We start from the raw sequence: 16,391 nt of genomic DNA on the forward strand, positions 1-16,391 counted from the left end.
AACAGAGTCAGACAGAGAAAACGAGCTGTAATATCATCTTGAGTCCTCTGTCTTACTCTGTTCCTCTGTACCAACAAAGGTGTTGTTTTCCTCACCTCCAGTTTGGGGGGCAGCCGCCGGGATATGCACGCGGTTGAGCCCCCGTGCTCCGCGTGATAGTTTGCGCGACATACGTTTTGCTCGCCGGAATCTCAGAATCTTTCGCTCGACACTCGTGCCCTTCATCGCGCCAAAGCCCGCCGCTTCCGCCCAAGCCGGTGCGCGCTCCGTCGTCACGTACTGGCGCGCCAGCCTGGTGGACGGGGCGCGGCAGGACCTTTCCGCGCAGGCGCTGGCGCCGGTCGCGGGCCGCAGCGACGGGCGGTACGCCGTGCCGCGCGACGTGCTGCAGCAGGGGGTGGTGCCGGACGATCCGCCGGGCCGCGTGGGGCAGATCTTTCGCGACGCGGCACGCAACGCGGGCGAGGACGACGCGGAGCGGGGCGAGGCCGCCTCGTGCCGCGTGCTGGTGTGCCCGTTCGTGGCGCGCGCGGCGGTGACGCACGGCGCGCGCGGCTCCCGGGAAGACTTCGTGGTGCCGCTGTGGATTCCGGCGGTGCTCTCGCGCGACGGCCGCCTTTCGCCGCCGGGGGACGGGGCGCCGTGGATTCCGCGCGACCGGCTGGAGCCCGGCCGCGACGACCGGACGGTGATCCTGGGGAGCGTGGCGGCGGTGGACCGCTATCTCTCCGCCACGGATCCGCCGGACGCGTCCGCGGGGTGGGACGCGTACTGGGAGCACGCCTGGAAGATGCTGGAGGCGGTGGGGGAAGAGGCCGGGTGGAAGCTGACGCACGGCGGGTTCGACCTGGGCGCGCTGGGGCTGGCACCGCCGGGCGCGTACCTGACGCTGCCCACCGGCTTCGTCGTGCCGCAGGCGCCGGCGCCGGCGATGGTGGCGCCGCTGATGACGGTCTACGACCGCGTGCTGGACGCGGACGCGGTGCCGCCGCTGCTGGCGCGCTTCGCGGCGGCGGAAACGCGGGAGCAGGCGGAGCCGATGGGCGTGGAGGCGTCCATCCGCGCGCACGCGCTGCACCTGGGGCAGATGAGCGACCGCCACGCGCTGGCGGCGTCGCAGCGGCAGGCGCTGCACCATGCGCTGTCGCTGGACGAGGGCGACGTGCTGGCCATCAACGGCCCGCCGGGGACCGGCAAGACGACGCTGATCCAGAGCATCGTCGCCTCCCTGTGGGTGCGCGCGGCGCTGGACGAGGCCGAGCCGCCGGTGATCGTGGCCGTATCCACCAACAACCAGGCGGTGACCAACGTCATCGAGAGCTTCGGCAAGGCGCAGCAGGCGGAGTCGCCGCTGGCGGGGCGCTGGGTGCCGGAGGTGGGCAGCTTTGGCCTGTTCTGCGCGTCGAAGGCGCGGCAGGACGAGGACGCGGGGCGCTTCCAGGTGGCGTCGGAGCGCGGCGGGCCGTTTCCGACGCTGGTGGAGAACGCGGAGTACCTGGAGCGCGCCCGCGCGGCGTTCATGGACCACGCCTCGCGCGCGTTCGGCCGGGGATTTCCTTCCGTGGCGGACGTCGTCCGCCGCCTGCACGGGGAGCTGGCGGAGTGCGCGGCCACGCTGGAGGAGGGCGTGCGCGCCCGCCTGGCGCTGCTGCAGGTGCGCGAGGTGGTGGAAAAGCGCTTCGGCACGCTGGCGCTGGCGCCGCTGATTCAGGCGGCGAGCGGCGAAGCGGATGCGCTGGACCGGCAGCTTCGCGAGGCGCGGGAAGATGCGGACCGGCAGGCGTCCAAGTACCGCCGCGCCCACGACCGCGCCGCGGCGGAGTCGGCGGACCGCGTGGAGATGGAGTCCGCGTCGTGGCGCGCGCTGCGGGAGGCGTGGCAGGCGTTCGACGCGCGGACGGCGTGGTGGATCGTTGCGCTGGGCTGGCTGGGGCCCGTGCGCGAGCACCGGCGCGCGCTCATCCGCCGCTTCCTGGCCGCGCAGGGCGCCGCGCCGCCGGCGGAGGTGCGCGATCCCGCGGACGTGGACGGGTGGATCGACGGGGCGCTGGCGGAGGTCAGGGACAAGGCGGCGCAGGAGGGGGGCGCGGCGGCCCGCGCGCTTCTGCACGCGCTGGGCGGCGTGGAGGCGGCGCACGCGGCGTTCCGGGAGCCGCGCGCCACGCAGCTGGCCGATCTGCGCAGCGAGATCCGCGTGATGCACGAGCTGGATGGACGTCTCCGCGCGGCCACGGCGGCGTGGGACGGGTGGTCTGCGGCGCTGGCGAAGGGCGCGCGCGGCCGGGATGCGGGCGGCGGGACGTCCGGATCCGACGACGCGCTGGAGCAGGCGGACCGGCTGCTGCGGGTGCGCGCCTTTCAGCTGGCCACCCACTACTGGGAAGGCCGCTGGCTGGAGGAGATGCGCGAGCAGGTCGAGAGCGGCTACCAGGAAAAGCAGTCGCGCCCCAAGCAGGAAAAGCGCTGGCGCCGCTACGCCAAGCTCACCCCGTGCATGGTCTCCACGCTGTACAAGGCGCCGTCGTTCTTCACCTGGTGGGGCGGGGAAAAGACCGGCGCGGTGCCGCTGCTGTCGTACATCGACCTGCTGATCGTGGACGAGGCGGGGCAGGTGCCGCCGGAGCTGGCGGGTGCCGCGCTGGCCCTGGCGAAGCGCGCGCTGGTCGTGGGCGACGTGGAGCAGCTGCGCCCCGTCTGGCGTGTGAGCGCGTGGGGCGATGAGGGCAACCTGCGCAGCGCCGGGCTGGCGGCGACGGCGGAGGCGCGCGAGCGGGTGTACGCGTCCGGCATCACCGCCTCCGCGGGGAGCGCCATGCAGGTGGCGCAGCGCCAGAGCCCGTACCGCATTCCCGGGCTGGCGTACGGAGGGATGCTGCTCACGGAGCACTACCGCTGCGCGCCGCGCATCATCGAATACAGCAACCAGCTGTGCTACGACCGCCGGCTGGTTCCCGTGCGCCCGGACGACGCGCAGGCGCCCCCGCTTCCCCGCATGGGCTACGCGCACGTCCGCGGCACCTCGCGCCGCATCGCCGGCAGCCGCGACAATCCCGTCGAGGCGCAGGCGATCGTCGAATGGATCGTGGAGCACGCGGACGCGTTGCGCGCGCTGGGCGCCAGGGCGCGCGGCTTGGCGGCTGGCGAGGAACGTCCGCCGCTGCAGCAGGTGGTGGCGGTGGTGACGCCCTTCCGCGCCCAGGCGCGCGCCATCCGCGACGGGCTGGCGCGTGAAAGGATCAAGGGGCTCACCATCAACACCGTTCATGCGCTGCAGGGGGACGAGCGCGACGTGGTGATCTTTTCCTCCGTCTACACGCAGGCGGACGGGGGGAACCGCCCCATGCTGGAGGACCGCGCGCTGCTGAACGTCGCCGTCTCGCGCGCAAAGGAGAGCTTCCTGGTCTTTGGCGACATGGGCGTGTTCGACGTGCGCTCCCGCTCCGCCGCCGGGTTGCTGGGAAAGCACCTGATGGCGTCGCAGGAGAACGAGATCATCGACGTCGTCGTGGCGCTGGGGGACGGCCTGCACCCCGTGCGGGAGCTGTCGGGGCTGGAGGCGCACCAGGCCGCCCTGCGCGGGTTCTTGACGGATGCAAAGGATATCGTGCGGATCACCTCGCCGTGGATCAGCGCGCGCGCCATCCGCGACGACGGCATCGACCAACTGGTGCGCGAGGCGGTCCAGCGCGACGTGCAGGTGGTGTGCTACGTGGACGCCGACCTGAACCGGGTGGACGGCCGCGACCGCCCTGCCGCGGCGGAGGGAAAGCGGCTGCTGGTGCAGAGCGGCGCCACGGTGCGGGTGGCGGCGCGCATCCACAACAAGACCGTCACGGTGGATGACGCGCAGATCAGCGAGGGCTCGTTCAACTGGCTTTCCGCCGTCCGCCGTCCCGAAAGCCCGTACCAGCGGTTCGAGCGGACGCTGGTGTACTCGGACGGCGCCGCCCCGCTCATCCAGCGCTTCCTGGCCGACATGGAGCCACGGGTGATCGAGACCCTCGACCCCGCCGACAGCGCCCCGCCAGCCTGACCGGCGCCTGGATCCATCCTGCCACGCCATTCATCCGCAGCCGTGACGCCGTGGACCGGCGCGATCCGTCCGAGGGTCGCGCGGCGGGTGCGGCGGCGATAAAATGGTAGCCTCACGGCGGCTCGCCGAACGGGTGCGCGAGCCGTGCGTCCCCCTGCCGGCGCAGGCCTCCGCGTCCGCCGGCTCGCGCGGATTCCCACGAATTCATCGCGCCCGGACAAGGCTGTCCGCGTCGCGTGCAGGAGTACCTTTCGCAGCATGGCCATCACCACCGCCGTCCCCGCCGGCCCGCCGGAGCACGAGCCGCCCGGTCCCGGCGAGCCCGCTGATGTACCGGGTGCGTCCGCCCCCCCGGCCGCGGCGGGCGCGTCCCTCCGCGGGCCCGCCGAGGATCCCCTGGAGCACCTGGCCCCGGGCGAGCTGCGGATGCTGGTGCGCCAGCTTCAGCGCAAGCAGCGCCTGGGGCTGTACTGGGAGCGCAAGGAGATCGAGCACGAGCGCGCCGTCAACGCCAGCGAGGTGGTGACGTCGCTGGTGCCGGAGGCGGCCACCGGCGCCGGGCCGTGGCGCGACGTCATCCTCGAGGGCGACAACTTCGACGCGCTGCGCCTGCTTCGCCTGACGCACGGCGGGCGCGTGGACGTGATCTGCATCGACCCGCCGTACAACACGGGCAAGTCCGACTTCGTCTACAACGACCACTGGGCGCAGCGCAGCGACCGCTTTCGCCAGTCGCAGTGGCTGGAGCACCTGTACCGGCGGATGGTGCTCGCGCGCGACCTGCTGGCCAACGAGGGCGTGCTGCTGGTGTTCATCAACGACGAGAACCGCGCCCGGCTGGAGCTGCTGCTGGACGACGTGTTCCACAACATGCGCGTGGGCAGCTTCGTCTGGCGTACGCGGCAGGGCTCCAACGACATCACGGGCGCGCGGTTCTCCATGGACCACGAGCACGTGCTGATCTTCGCGCGCCCGGGCTTTGCTTTCGCCGGGCTCCTGAAGACGCTCCTGGACTACGTCCACGACGACGGGGACGGCCGGGGACCGTGGGCCTCGAAGGACCTGTCCGCCGGCGTGTCGTGGAACGACCCCCGCGCGGGGAATGCGTACTATCCGCTGCACAACCCCGCCACCGACACGTACTACCCGTGCAACCCCAACCGCGTGTGGGCCTACGTCACGCGCGAGCAGGCGGGGGAGCGGGCCAACTTCAAGAGCCGCTCGATGGACGACCTGATCGAGCAGGGGCGCATCAAGTGGCCCGACGCCGAGGACCGGGTGGAGGTCTGGCATACGCTCGATGCGCTGCTGGACGCCATCGACCGCGGCGACGTGCCGCGCGACGGCAAAGGCGTTCCCCTGCTGCGGCGCGGGCTTCCCAACCTGGAGGCGCTGGTGGGCAGGCGCGTCGGCTTTGGACGCCCCCGGCTCAAGCGGTATCGGAGGGAGATCGACAACGACCGGCAGCCCGTGTCGTCGTGGATCCGCCCGAAGGCCGCCAGGGACGCGGAGGACCGCGACGAGGTGGTGGAGATGACGGCGGCGTACGGCGAGGAGGGCGGGCAGATCCTGCAGGCCATGTTCGGCGAAAAGGTGTTCAACTATCCCAAGCCGCTCAGCCTGGTCACCGAGCTGCTGCGGCAGGCCGCGGGGCCCGACGCGGTGGTGCTGGACTTCTACGCAGGCGCGGGGACCACGGGGCACGCGGTGATGGCGCTGAACGCCGAAGACCGCGCCGCGGGGCGCCCCGCCGGGCGGCGCTTCATCCTGGTGTCGTCCACCGAGGCGACGGAGCAGGAGCCGGAGCGCAACCTGTGCCGCGACGTGTGCGCGCGCCGCATTCGCCTGGCCGCCGAAGGGTTCGGTGACACGCCGGGGCTGGGCGGTGGCGCCGCGTACCTGCGCGTGCACCCGGTGCAGCCGGCGGACGCCGCCTACGAGATCACCCCCGGGCAGGTCTGGAACACCCTGAGCCTGCTGCACGGCGACGCGCTGATGCCGTATCCCGCCCGCCCCGCCAACATCATGGCGCGCGACGGGATGACGGCCGTCCTCTTTGTTCCGCGGGTCACCGGCCCCGTGCTGGCGGCGCTGGCCACCCTTCCCGAGCACACCCTGCGCGTGTACTCGGACCGCCCCGCGGCGGTGGAGGAGGCGCTGCATGCGGCGGGCAAGGACGTGGTGAGCCTTTCCGCGCTGGAGGCGGTGCTCACCACGCAGGCCCACGCGGGCGCGGAGGCGGCGTTCGAAGGGCTCGTCACCGTCTCCGCCCGGGACGCGGAATCGGACGCGGAATCGGAAGCGCTCCCGGGCGAGGAGGTGCCGGCATGAGCGGGGCGATCCTCACCGGCGGGGCGAGGGACGCGGCGGAGGCGCCGGCGGGCTCGCACATGCTGGACCTGCGGACGACGGGGCGGCGGGTGGAGGCGGAGCCGTTTCAGCGCGAGATCATCGACGGAATGGCCCGGCGGCTGCGGCATTCCGACACGCCCATCCTGCTGCGCGCCCCCACCGGCGCGGGCAAGACGCTCATGCTGGCCCGGGCGCTGGAGCAGACCGCGACCGAGACGCGGACGCTGTGGTTCTGGTTCACCCCGTACACGCACCTGGTGTCCCAGACCCTGTACGCCATCGAAGGCACGTGCCCGCGCCTGCGGCCCTACACCCTGGTGGACGAGCGGCACGCGGACCACCACCCGGGCGACGTGCTGATCGCCAACGTGCAGCTGGTGGCCTCGAGCAACACGGCGCTGCGCAGGATCAACGTCGGCGGCGACGAGACCGTCAGCCTGAACGACATCACCGAGCGCGCCACGAGCCGCGGCTACCGCATCGGCGTGGTGGTGGACGAGGCGCACCTGGGGCTTTCGAAGGAGACGGTGTTCGGCGGGCTGGTTCGCGAGATGCAGCCGTACCGCCTGGTGATGGCCACCGCCACCCCGCGCGACGCCAAGCTGGCGGCGTTCGTGAACGCGGCGGGGTACACGCAGCACGCCACCTTTGCCGCCAGCCGCATCGACGCGGTGAGCGCGGGGCTCAACAAGCGCTACGTGCTGGCCCACGTCTACGAGCCCCGGAGCACGGTGGCCACCCTGGCCGACGTGCGGGCCACGGTGCTGCTGCGCGCCTGGCGCCGGCACCTGCAGGTCAAGAAGGCGCTGGCCCAGGCGGGCGTGTCGAGCACCCCGCTGCTGCTGGTGCAGGTGGAGAACGGCCCCGGCACGGTGGAGGCCGCCATCCGCGCGCTGGTGCAGACCTGCGGGGTGGAGCCGGCGCTGATCGCGTCGCACAGCCAGGAAACGCCGGACCCCATGGCGCTGCACAACATCGCCAACGACACCTCGCGCGAGGTGCTGGTCTTCAAGGAGTCGGCCGGCACCGGCTTCGACGCGCCGCGGGCCTTCGTGCTCGCCTCCATGAAGCACGTGTCGGACGAGGGCTTCGCCACGCAGTTCCTGGGGCGCATCATGCGCGTGGACCGCGGCGTGCGCGCCCTGTTCAAGCAGCTGGACGAGGAGGGCGCCCGGCTGCCGGTGGCGCTGGACACCGGCTACCTGTACCTGGCGTATCCCCGGGTGCAGGACGGCTTTCACCAGGCCGTCTCCACCATCCGGGGGATCGAGTCGGAGCTGGCGGGGGCGCTGGAGGCCATCCGGGCGGTGCCGCACCGCAACGGCTCCACCACCTTCACCAACATCCCCGCCTCGCAGGAGGCGCTGGTGCTGCGCGAGCCCGTGCTTCCCGGCGAACAAGAGGAAGAGGCGCTGGAGGACGAGGCGGCGGTGGCGCTGGCGGAGCGGGCGGAGGAGGAGCGGGCCGCGGCGGTCGCCAGCGTGCGGGCCACCCTGGTGCCCGTGGAGTCCGCGCGCCCCGTGGGCACCCCGCGGCGCATCGCGGACGACCTGGAGCCCCCGCCCGACGACATCTTTGGCGGCGTGGCGGCGCCCGCCGCGCCGGCGTACGGCGACGGCACCCTGTTCGATGCGCTCGGCGGGCTGGACGCGGTGGCGCCGCCGCCGGCCCCCGCCGCACCCCCCCGCCGGCAGCCGCCCGCCCCCGCCACGCCCCTGGCCGACGCGGCCGCCGTGGCCGAGGCGTGGGCGCGCATCGGCGTGCGGGTGTATCCCCTGCGCACCGGGCTGGAGACGCTGGGCCCGGCGCTGCGCACCGAGGTGCTGCCGGACCTGGAGACGCTGGAAGGCGTGGCCGCCGAGGTGGGCAGCCACGTCCACCTGCCCGACCGGACCATCCAGAACGCCATCCGGAGTGCGCTGGACGGGCTGGTGTACGACGAAAAGACCACGGAGCTGACCGATTCGCCGGACGCCCCGGCGGAGCTGGCCGTGGGCCAGAGCCCCGTGCGCGGCGTGCTGAACCGCGACCGGCTGGCCTGGGAGGCGCGCCGCGTGCTGGGCCGCCGCCTGGGGCTGGGCGAGGGGGACCGCGCGGTGGTGCTGCGGAAGATGGCCGGGCGCATTGCCGCGACGGTGAACGAGATGCTGGAGCTGCGCTATCCCGATGCCCCGCCGCCCGACGAGACGCGCACGCGCGTCGAGCGCGACGCGGTCCACCTGCTGGTGCGCGCCGGCGGCGACGAGCTTGAGGCGGCGTACAGCGAAGCGCTCTCCCGCTTCGTGCGGGTAGAGGACGCCGACCCGCTTCCCCGGGCGCTGCTCTTTCCCGCGTCGCGCGCCCTTCCCCTCTCGCCCCGCAACATCTACGGCGTGCGTCCCCCCACCCAGGCCGACCACGCGGCGGCGGAGATGGAGGACCCCGAGGTCATGAAGCTGCTGCGCCAGCTGGGCAGCCACCAGCACCAGCTGGCGGACGGCACGCAGTTTTCCGCCGCCTACATGGACGGCCACTGGCGGCTGAACGAGTTCGAGCTCAAGCTGGCCGCGGCGCTGGACCAGGCGGCGTGGGTGCGGTGGTGGCACCGCAATCCGCCGCTCAAGCCGTATTCCGTGGGCATCGTAAAGGCGACGGAGCACGGGCGCTTCTACCCCGACTTCGTGGTCTGCGGAGTGGCCCACCGCGACGCCGAGCCGCGGCAGCGCCTGCTGGAGCCCAAGGAGAGCGCCGACGACGCGCGGCAGCGGATGAAGCGCGACCCGGTGGAGTACGGCCGCGTCTTCTTTCTGAAGCGGCGGGGCGACAGGATCTTCGTCCGCAAGCAGGACGGACGGCTGGGCAAGGAGGTGGGCGACGACCTCGAGGGGCTTCGCGAGCTGCTGGAGCGGGGGGAGTAGGATGGCCGATTCAGGTGGATCCTACCTTCCGCCGGTGGACCGGCTGCTGAAGCTGGGCGCGGAGCCGGCGCGCCGGCGCACGTGGCCGGACTACCGCACGCTGGGGCTGGAGGAGCGGCACGCGCCCGCCCTCGTCCGCATGGCGACGGACCCGGCGCTGCAGGCGGCGGAGGACCGCGACCCCGCGGGGTGGGCGCCGGTGCACGCGTGGCGCGCGCTGGGGCAGCTGCGCGCGCCGGCCGCCGCGGAGCCGCTTCTGGCGCTGCTGCAGAGGGAGATGGAGAGCGAATGGGTGATGGCCGAGGTCCCCGCGGTGCTGGGGATGATCGGCCCCGCGTCGCTCCCCGGCGCCACGCTGCTGCTCTTCGACGACGGGGCGGACGAGGGGGTGCGGATCGCGGCGTCGCGGGCCATCACCGGCGTGGGGCTGGAATACCCGGAGCGGCGCGACGAGGCGGCGGCGCTGCTGAAGACGCAGCTGGAGGACTGGAAGGGGCAGGGCCGGCTGCTGAACGCCTTTCTGGTCAGCGGGCTCATCGACCTGCAGGAGACGGAGGCGGCGGCGCTGATGGAGGCGGCGTTCGCGGGGAACGCCGTGGACCTGGACGTGAACGGCGACTGGGAAGACGCGCAGGTGGACCTGGGGCTGCTTCCCGAGCGCGTTACGCCGCCGCCGGGCTACGAGGGTCCGCGTGGCGCCGCGCCCCGCGCCGCCGCGCAATCCAAGCAGAAGCGCAAGGCGCAGAAGCAGGCCCGCAAGCGCAACCGCAAGAAAAAGTAGCGGGCCGGCCGCGGTAAAAGATTGGGCTCACCCAGAGGGAGCAGAGGACGCAGAGGGAACCACTCCGCTTCCTCTGCTCTTCCGTTATACCAGATCCTGAAAAAGAATAATCGTACAGAGGAACAGAGTCAGACAGAGGAACCAAGATGATAACTCAGCTCGCTTTCTCTGTCTGACTCTGTTCCTCTGTACCCTTGAAGGTGTTGTTTTCCCGGGTCCGGTCGTTCCGCGTGAACTACTGCGAAACCGTGAAGTAGCCGGTGGACACGTCCTTCGCGGGGCCGGAGACGGGGACCTCGACGCGGGTGCGCAGGCGGTAGGTGCCCGGGGCCGGGACGGCGCTGGCGGGCTCGCGATAGGTGGCGCTCTCGCCGGGGCGCAGCACCTGGAGCGACTGGGCGCACGTGGGCTCCGGCGTGCGCATGACGCGCGTCCAGCCGCCGCCGCTCTGCCGCTCCAGCGCGGCACCGCACAGGTTGTATCCCACGTCGGCGCTGGACGTATTCTCCAGGCGGGTGACGATGCTGTCCGCCGGCGTGTAGGCGCTCCGGTCGGCGTCGTAGAGGACGTCGACGGGCGCGCTGTCGCTGGGAAGGCCGCAGCAGCACGCGGACAGAAGCGCCGTGGGAAGCAGGGCGAGGAGAAGCGGAGTACGGATCATGGCCGATCGATGGAAGGCGGTTGCGGGTTGCTGCCGGCACTGGAACGGGCGAACCGCCGCGTTCGTGACAGCGCCGGCGGATGGACACCGGATTTCCGGAGTTTTCTCAGGCACCGATCCGATCGCCGGCCCCTTCTTGCCTGACGTGGGGGGCGGCGTCAGTTTGTGGAATCATCCACTTTCCCCCGCAGGCCCCTTTTACACCCGCCACACCGCATGAGACGTACGCTCATCATCCCCGCCGTGCTGGCCGCCTTTTCGTCCTTCGGCGGGTGCGCGTCGGCGCCGCGCGGAGCAGGAGAGGCGCAGGGCGCCACGCTGCGCGCCTTTCGCAGCGAGGAAGAGCTGGTGGCCTTCAACCGCCGGCTGGTGCGGGAGCTCGAGGAGCGGATGGAGGACGAGCCGCCGCCCCCACCTCCACCCCCTCCGCCTCCCCCGATGCCCGCGCCTTCCGCGCCCGCCCCGCCGGGACAGGCCCCCGCGCCCACGCCTGCGGCCGCCGCGCCGGCCGCGGCCGCCGGGGCTGAATCCGTCACCAACGTGCAGCACGCGGGGGTGGACGAGGGCGGCATCGTAAAGGTGCACGGCGACTATCTGGTCATCCTGCGCCGCGGGCGGCTGTTCACCGTGCGCATCGGCGGCGGCGCGCTGGAGCCGGTTTCGTCGGCGGACGCGTTCGGGCCGGGCATCGACCCCGAGGGCGCATGGTACGACGAGATGCTGGTTTCCGGCGACCAGGTGGTGGTCATCGGCTACAGCTACGAGCGCGGCGGGACGGAGCTGGGCGTGTTTCGCATCAGCCCCGACGGGCAGCTGGCGCACCGCGGCACCTGGCACCTGCGCTCGGGCGACTACTACTCGTCGCGCAACTACGCCAGCCGGCTCATCGGCAGCCGGCTGATCTTCTACGCGCCGCTGCAGGTGAACCTGCAGGCGGAGGACCCGTTCGCCAGCTTTCCCGCCTTTCGCCGCTGGGGCGCGGGCGACAGCACCTGGCACCGCACGGCGGCGGTCACCCGCGTCTACCGCCCCGCCGGTCGCGTGGCCGCCGACGACGGGCTGATGCTGCACACGGTGACGGTGTGCGAACTGGGGGGCGAGGCGCTGGACTGCCAGGCCACGGCGCTGTACGGGCCCGAAGGGCGCGTGTTCTACGTGTCGCCCCAGTCCGTGTACGTGTGGGCGACGCAGTGGCCGGGGTGGGACGCGGACGAGGACGCGCCGCCGCGCTCGGTGCTGTACCGCATGCCGCTGGACGGCGGCGCGCCCACCGCGCTGCGGGTGACGGGCGGGCCGGTGGACCAGATGTCGTTCCTGGAAAGCGGCGACGGGCACCTGAACGTGCTGGTGGCCTCGGACGGCGGCGGGGAGGGGATGTTCGGCGCGGAGTGGGCGGAGGGGGCGCTGGCGCTGCTGCGGGTGCCGCTGGCCTCGTTTGGCGACGGGAGCCGCGCCGCGCCGGCGGAGCGCTACCGCCCGTTGCCGGGGGACAAGGAGGGCGGCTCGCTGCAGAACCGCTACGTGGGCGACTGGCTGCTGTACGGCAAGGGCAGCCTGTGGGGCCGCCCGCAACGCGACGGCTCGCCCGTGTACGGCACCCGCTGGGCGGACGCGGGGCCGGTGGCGGAACTGGCGCTGCCGCACGGGGTGGACCGCATCGAGCAGATGGGCTCGGGGGCGGTGGTGGTGGGGAGCGACGGGCGCGACCTGCACTTCAGCGGCGTGCGGCTGGGCGCGTCGGCCCAGCTGGCGCACCGCTACACCCGCCCCGGCGCGTCGCAGGGCGAAACGCGCAGCCACGGATTTTTCTACCGCCCGGACGCGGAAGACACGGGCCTCCTCGGGCTCCCCATCCGCGGCCCGGCGCGCCCTGGATCCGACCAGCTGACGCAGGGCTCTGCGTCCGTCCTCTTTCTTCGCAACGACGCCTTCCAGCTGCGCGAGCTGGGCGACCTGGCCGCCAGCGACGCGCCGCCCCCGGACGACGCCTGCCGGGTGTCGTGCGTGGACTGGTACGGCAACGCCAGGCCGCTGTTCTTGCGCGGGCGCATCATTGCGCTGATGGGCTACGAGCTGGTGGAGGGCGCGGAGGACGACGGCCGCATGCGCGAGCTGCGCCGGGTGAGCTTTTCGCCGCGGCTGCCGCCGGTGGCGTTCGGCGGGCGGTGGACGTTCCAGGAGAGCATGAGCGGCGCGAACCACGCGTACTGGTGCAGCAGCGAGGGCACTTGGGACTTCGACGTGGGCGGCGCGCGGCTGGGCGCCCGCTACCGGCAGACCGGCTACTGCAGCGTGAACGGCCAGCGGCAGGACGCGGCGGGGGAGGGAAGCGGCACCGGCACCGTAAGCCCGCGCGAGCTCGAGTTCACCGTGGACCGCTGCCGGTACACGGGCCGCGTGACGGGCGCCGGCACCATCGCCGGCCGCCTGCAGTGCCAGGTCCGCATGCCCGACGGCCGCGACATCGAAACCAACGGCTACTGGACCGCCCGCCGTTCCTGATCCCCTCCGCGACGAAAGCCGGTTCACGCGGAGGACGAGAGCGGACACGGAGAAAACGAAAGAGGACGCCGAGGCCCATCCCTCCGCGTCCTCTTTTTGTCCACTATTCCCTGTTCCCTATTCCCTGTTCCCTATTCCCTATTCCCTGTTCCCTGTTCCCTATTCCCTGGAGTCCCTCTCCCCCAGCGGCTCCATCAGCTCCACCCGGTTGCCAAACGGATCCGCCACGTAGACGCGGTCGTATCCCTCCAGCGGCTCGTCGGTCGTGGGCGGATGGCCGGCCGCTTCGCAGCGCGCGATGAGCTCCGCCAGCCCCTCCACCAGCAGCGCGGGGTGCGCCTTCTTTGCGGGGCGAAAGTCGTTTTCCACGCCCAGGTGCACGTGCGCCGCGCCGCCGCTGAACCACACGCCGCCGCGCACGGCCAGGTGCGGCGGCTTCGGCAGTTCCGTCATCCCCAGCACGCCCATGTAGAACGCCCGCGCCTGCTCTTCCTCCCCGCGCGGCATGGCCAGCTGCACGTGGTCCAGCCCGTGGATGCGCATGTCTCGTGAAGTCGGTGGATGATGATGCTCCCGTCCGCCGCCACCATACCGGATCGGCGGGCGGCGGGGCAAGTCCGGAGACGTGGTGGGTTTCGCGCGGAGAATGCGAAGGACAGGAGAGGAGACGCGGAGAACGGGTCCCTGCTCCGCGTCCTCTCCTCCGTCCTCCGCGTGATGCTTCTTCAGGTCAGCGCGGGGTCGATGCCGGTGGCAGAAAATCTGTCATTTTGACTTGTGCGGACTGGTCCGGCGGATGCAGACGCGCGCGCACGTTCGGTTTCGCCATGCGGATCTACCTGTTCTCACAAAGGAGGAACCCATGACATCGCGTGTGTTGTCCGCACTGCTGCTGGTTGGCGCCGCCGCCTGCGCGCCGTCCGCCCCCGCCACGCGTCCGTCTCCGGAAGCGGAGGCGCCGCCCGTGCGCGCGCTGCTGAGCGAGCGCGAGCCGCTGGCGCTGACGTCGGAGCAGGTGGTCGCGCTGGATTCCCTCTCGCGCGAGCTGGACGTGGCCGTCAGCCGGGAGATGAGCGCCATCAAGGCCCCGCTGCGCCTGACCGCCCGCAAGCAGGCGCCGATGCGGCTGACGGAAAGCCACCGCCGCGCCGTGGAAGCGGTGCAGCACCTGCTTCGTCCCGAGCAGCGCCAGCGCCTGTGCGAGCTTCAGCGCGCGCGGCAGGGCAAGGCCGCGCTGCGCGACGACAAGCGCGCCGTCGCCGGCCGCACCCACACCCTCGCCGGCCAGCGGCGCGCGGAGGCGCCCCGCACCTGGCCGTGGTGCGCGTCCGATGCGGTGCGCCCGTCCGTGACCGCGCAGTCGGACAGCTGATCCCCATGGAATGATTTCACCGGAGCCAGCGGGGTCGCCAGGATAAAACTCCGTTGACTCCGTGTGAGGCGATTCCGTTCTAGCCCTGGCCGAGAGCTTCGCGGAACGCCTCGAGGGTGGGCTCGATCTGCTCCGCGTGCGAGGGGCGGTCGAGCAACGCCTGTAGCTCGGGGGGAACGGGGACTTCGCGGCCGACCAGCGGCTCCACGACGGCCTCGAACTTGGCGGGGTGCGCGGTGGAGACGATGATCCACCCCTCGTCCGGCAGCCGCTCGCGCACGGCGACGGCCGTGGCCGTGTGCGGATCCCACGTCTCGCCCCAGTCCGCGGGGCCCTGCCGGATCACGCGGCGGATCTCGTCGTCCGCCACGAGCTCCGCGCGAAGGGCCCCGCGCGCCGCCGCGCCCCCGCCGAACAGGTGCAGCACGCGCTCCATGTTGCTGGGATCGCCCACGTCCATGGCCGTGGCCAGCGTGGCGACGGTGGGCAGCGGCGCCCACTCGGCGCCGCCGGTGAACGCGGTGATGGACGGATTGGCGTTGGTGGCCAGCACCACCTCGCGGATGGGCACGCCGATGCGCCGGGCCCACAGGGCCGCCGCCGCGTTCCCCAGGTTGCCGGTGGGGACGATGAACCCCGGCGGCGCGCCGTGGCCGCGCATCCACAGCAGCGACGCCCAGGCGTAGTAGGCCATCTGCGGCAGCAGCCGGCCGATGCTGATGCTGTTGGCCGACGACAGGCGACGCTCGCGACGCAGCGCATCGTCCGCCATGGCCGCCTTCACCAGCCGCTGGCAGGCGTCGAAGTCGCCGCGGACGGCAAAGGCGCGCACGTTGCCGCCCCAAGTGGTCAGCTGCTTTTCCTGCCGCGGAGACACCATCCCCGCGGGATACAGGACGGCGACCTCGACGCCGGGCTTGCCGTGGAACGCCGCGGCCACCGCGCCGCCCGTGTCGCCGGAGGTGGCGACCAGGATGGTGAGCGGGCGCGCGTCATCGCCCCGCGCGCGGGAGAGCACGCCGGCAAGGAAGCGCGCGCCCACGTCCTTGAACGCCGCCGTGGGCCCGTGGAACAGCTCCAGCACCGCCGTCCCGTCCCGCAGCGCCTCCAGCGGCACGGGAAAGGTAAAGGCTTCGCGGCAGATCTCGTCCAGCGCACCCCGCAGTGGGTCGCTCGCGAAGAACGGCGCCAGCAGCCGCGCCGCGACCTGCGCCAGCGTCTCGGCGCCGTCCAGCGTGCCGGGCGCCAGGGAAGGGAAGCGCTGGGGGACGTAGAGCCCGCCGTCCGGCGCCAGCCCCCGCTGCACCGCCTCCGATAGCGTGACCGGCGCCCCGCCGCCCCGCGTGCTGACGTACTTCATCGTGAATGGATCGAGGGGGTTGAGGGAACTGTGTGGGGAACCGGGTGCAGCGTGACCCGCGGGCGCCCCCTCCGGGCTCGCATTACTCGCCCACCTCCCCCAAAACTGCTGGGGGAGGTTGGGGGTGGGGACGGATCGCGGCTCGGCGAAACGGGATTGAGCTGCGCCGGCGGGGGGTGCCCCTCCCCCGGCCCCTCCCCGTTCGTTCCTCACGGAGAGGGGAGAATTCGATCGCGCTTCGACGGGCTTCGGGCTGCGTCCGCGGGCGCCCCCACCGGCTCGCCTAGGCTCGCCACCTCCCCCAAAACTGCTGGGGGAGGTTGGCGGTGCCGATGGATCGAGGCTCGGCGAACGGGTTCGGACTGCGTCCGCGGGGGTGCCCCTCCCCCGGCCCCTCCCCGTTCGTTCCTCACGGAGAGGGGAGAATTCGATC

9 protein-coding genes are annotated in these 16,391 nt (G+C 72.5%); 6 read left to right on the forward strand and 3 right to left on the reverse strand.

All coding sequences use genetic code 11. The features are described from left to right. Nucleotides 1-214: 214 nt before the first annotated feature. From VGC13_RS14590 to VGC13_RS14605, 4 genes are all read left to right on the forward strand, one after another. Complete coding sequence (locus VGC13_RS14590; RefSeq protein ID WP_331125996.1) at nucleotides 215-4,033, forward strand: AAA domain-containing protein; 3,819 nt, start codon at nucleotides 215-217, stop codon at nucleotides 4,031-4,033. Between the two features lie 258 nt (nucleotides 4,034-4,291). After that, the gene (locus tag VGC13_RS14595; protein WP_331125997.1) at nucleotides 4,292-6,364 is read left to right on the forward strand and encodes a site-specific DNA-methyltransferase; all 2,073 of its coding nucleotides are present in this window, start codon (nucleotides 4,292-4,294) and stop codon (nucleotides 6,362-6,364) included. Beyond that, on the forward strand, nucleotides 6,361-9,282 hold the full coding sequence (locus tag VGC13_RS14600) for a DEAD/DEAH box helicase (protein ID WP_331125998.1): 2,922 nt from the start codon (nucleotides 6,361-6,363) through the stop codon (nucleotides 9,280-9,282). The genes VGC13_RS14595 and VGC13_RS14600 overlap by 4 nt, the downstream gene beginning before the upstream one ends. Nucleotide 9,283: 1 nt before the next feature. Beyond that, on the forward strand, nucleotides 9,284-10,063 hold the full coding sequence (locus VGC13_RS14605; RefSeq protein WP_331125999.1) for a hypothetical protein: 780 nt from the start codon (nucleotides 9,284-9,286) through the stop codon (nucleotides 10,061-10,063). A 235-nt stretch (nucleotides 10,064-10,298) separates the two neighbouring features. On the opposite strand, the gene VGC13_RS14610 is transcribed toward VGC13_RS14605, so the two are convergent. After that, nucleotides 10,299-10,724 (reverse strand): hypothetical protein, encoded by a 426-nt coding sequence (locus tag VGC13_RS14610; protein WP_331126000.1) that lies wholly within the window; start codon nucleotides 10,722-10,724, stop codon nucleotides 10,299-10,301. A gap of 216 nt (nucleotides 10,725-10,940) precedes the next feature. Here VGC13_RS14610 and VGC13_RS14615 point away from each other — a divergent pair, with 216 nt between their 5' ends. Continuing rightward, a complete protein-coding gene (locus VGC13_RS14615) occupies nucleotides 10,941-13,226 on the forward strand; it encodes a beta-propeller domain-containing protein (protein WP_331126001.1) in 2,286 nt (761 codons plus the stop codon). 159 nt (nucleotides 13,227-13,385) lie between these two features. On the opposite strand, the gene VGC13_RS14620 is transcribed toward VGC13_RS14615, so the two are convergent. Beyond that, nucleotides 13,386-13,769: a VOC family protein gene (locus tag VGC13_RS14620; protein WP_331126002.1), complete on the reverse strand. Its 384-nt coding sequence runs from the start codon at nucleotides 13,767-13,769 to the stop codon at nucleotides 13,386-13,388. A 319-nt stretch (nucleotides 13,770-14,088) separates the two neighbouring features. On the opposite strand from VGC13_RS14620, the gene VGC13_RS14625 reads away from it, so the two are divergent. Further along, nucleotides 14,089-14,598 carry a hypothetical protein gene (locus VGC13_RS14625; RefSeq protein WP_331126003.1) on the forward strand — a complete coding sequence of 170 codons (510 nt, stop codon included), beginning with the start codon at nucleotides 14,089-14,091 and terminating at the stop codon, nucleotides 14,596-14,598. A gap of 79 nt (nucleotides 14,599-14,677) precedes the next feature. On the opposite strand, the gene thrC is transcribed toward VGC13_RS14625, so the two are convergent. Further along, entirely contained in the window at nucleotides 14,678-15,958 is a 1,281-nt protein-coding gene (gene thrC, locus VGC13_RS14630; protein WP_331126004.1) for a threonine synthase, read from the reverse strand. Nucleotides 15,959-16,391 lie beyond the last annotated feature (433 nt).

The sequence above is a fragment of the Longimicrobium sp. genome (genome assembly GCF_036399255.1).
GTDB lineage: Bacteria > Gemmatimonadota > Gemmatimonadetes > Longimicrobiales > Longimicrobiaceae > Longimicrobium.

Excerpts from the sequence above, each read along its gene's own strand:
- VGC13_RS14625 (WP_331126003.1), top strand. The coding sequence starts at position 14,089 with ATGACATCGCGTGTGTTGTCCGCACTGCTGCTGGTTGGCGCCGCCGCC.
- thrC (WP_331126004.1), bottom strand. The coding sequence starts at position 15,958 with ATGAAGTACGTCAGCACGCGGGGCGGCGGGGCGCCGGTCACGCTATCG.
- VGC13_RS14615 (WP_331126001.1), top strand. The coding sequence starts at position 10,941 with ATGAGACGTACGCTCATCATCCCCGCCGTGCTGGCCGCCTTTTCGTCC.
- VGC13_RS14610 (WP_331126000.1), bottom strand. The coding sequence starts at position 10,724 with ATGATCCGTACTCCGCTTCTCCTCGCCCTGCTTCCCACGGCGCTTCTG.
- VGC13_RS14620 (WP_331126002.1), bottom strand. The coding sequence starts at position 13,769 with ATGCGCATCCACGGGCTGGACCACGTGCAGCTGGCCATGCCGCGCGGG.
- VGC13_RS14600 (WP_331125998.1), top strand. The coding sequence starts at position 6,361 with ATGAGCGGGGCGATCCTCACCGGCGGGGCGAGGGACGCGGCGGAGGCG.
- VGC13_RS14605 (WP_331125999.1), top strand. The coding sequence starts at position 9,284 with ATGGCCGATTCAGGTGGATCCTACCTTCCGCCGGTGGACCGGCTGCTG.
- VGC13_RS14595 (WP_331125997.1), top strand. The coding sequence starts at position 4,292 with ATGGCCATCACCACCGCCGTCCCCGCCGGCCCGCCGGAGCACGAGCCG.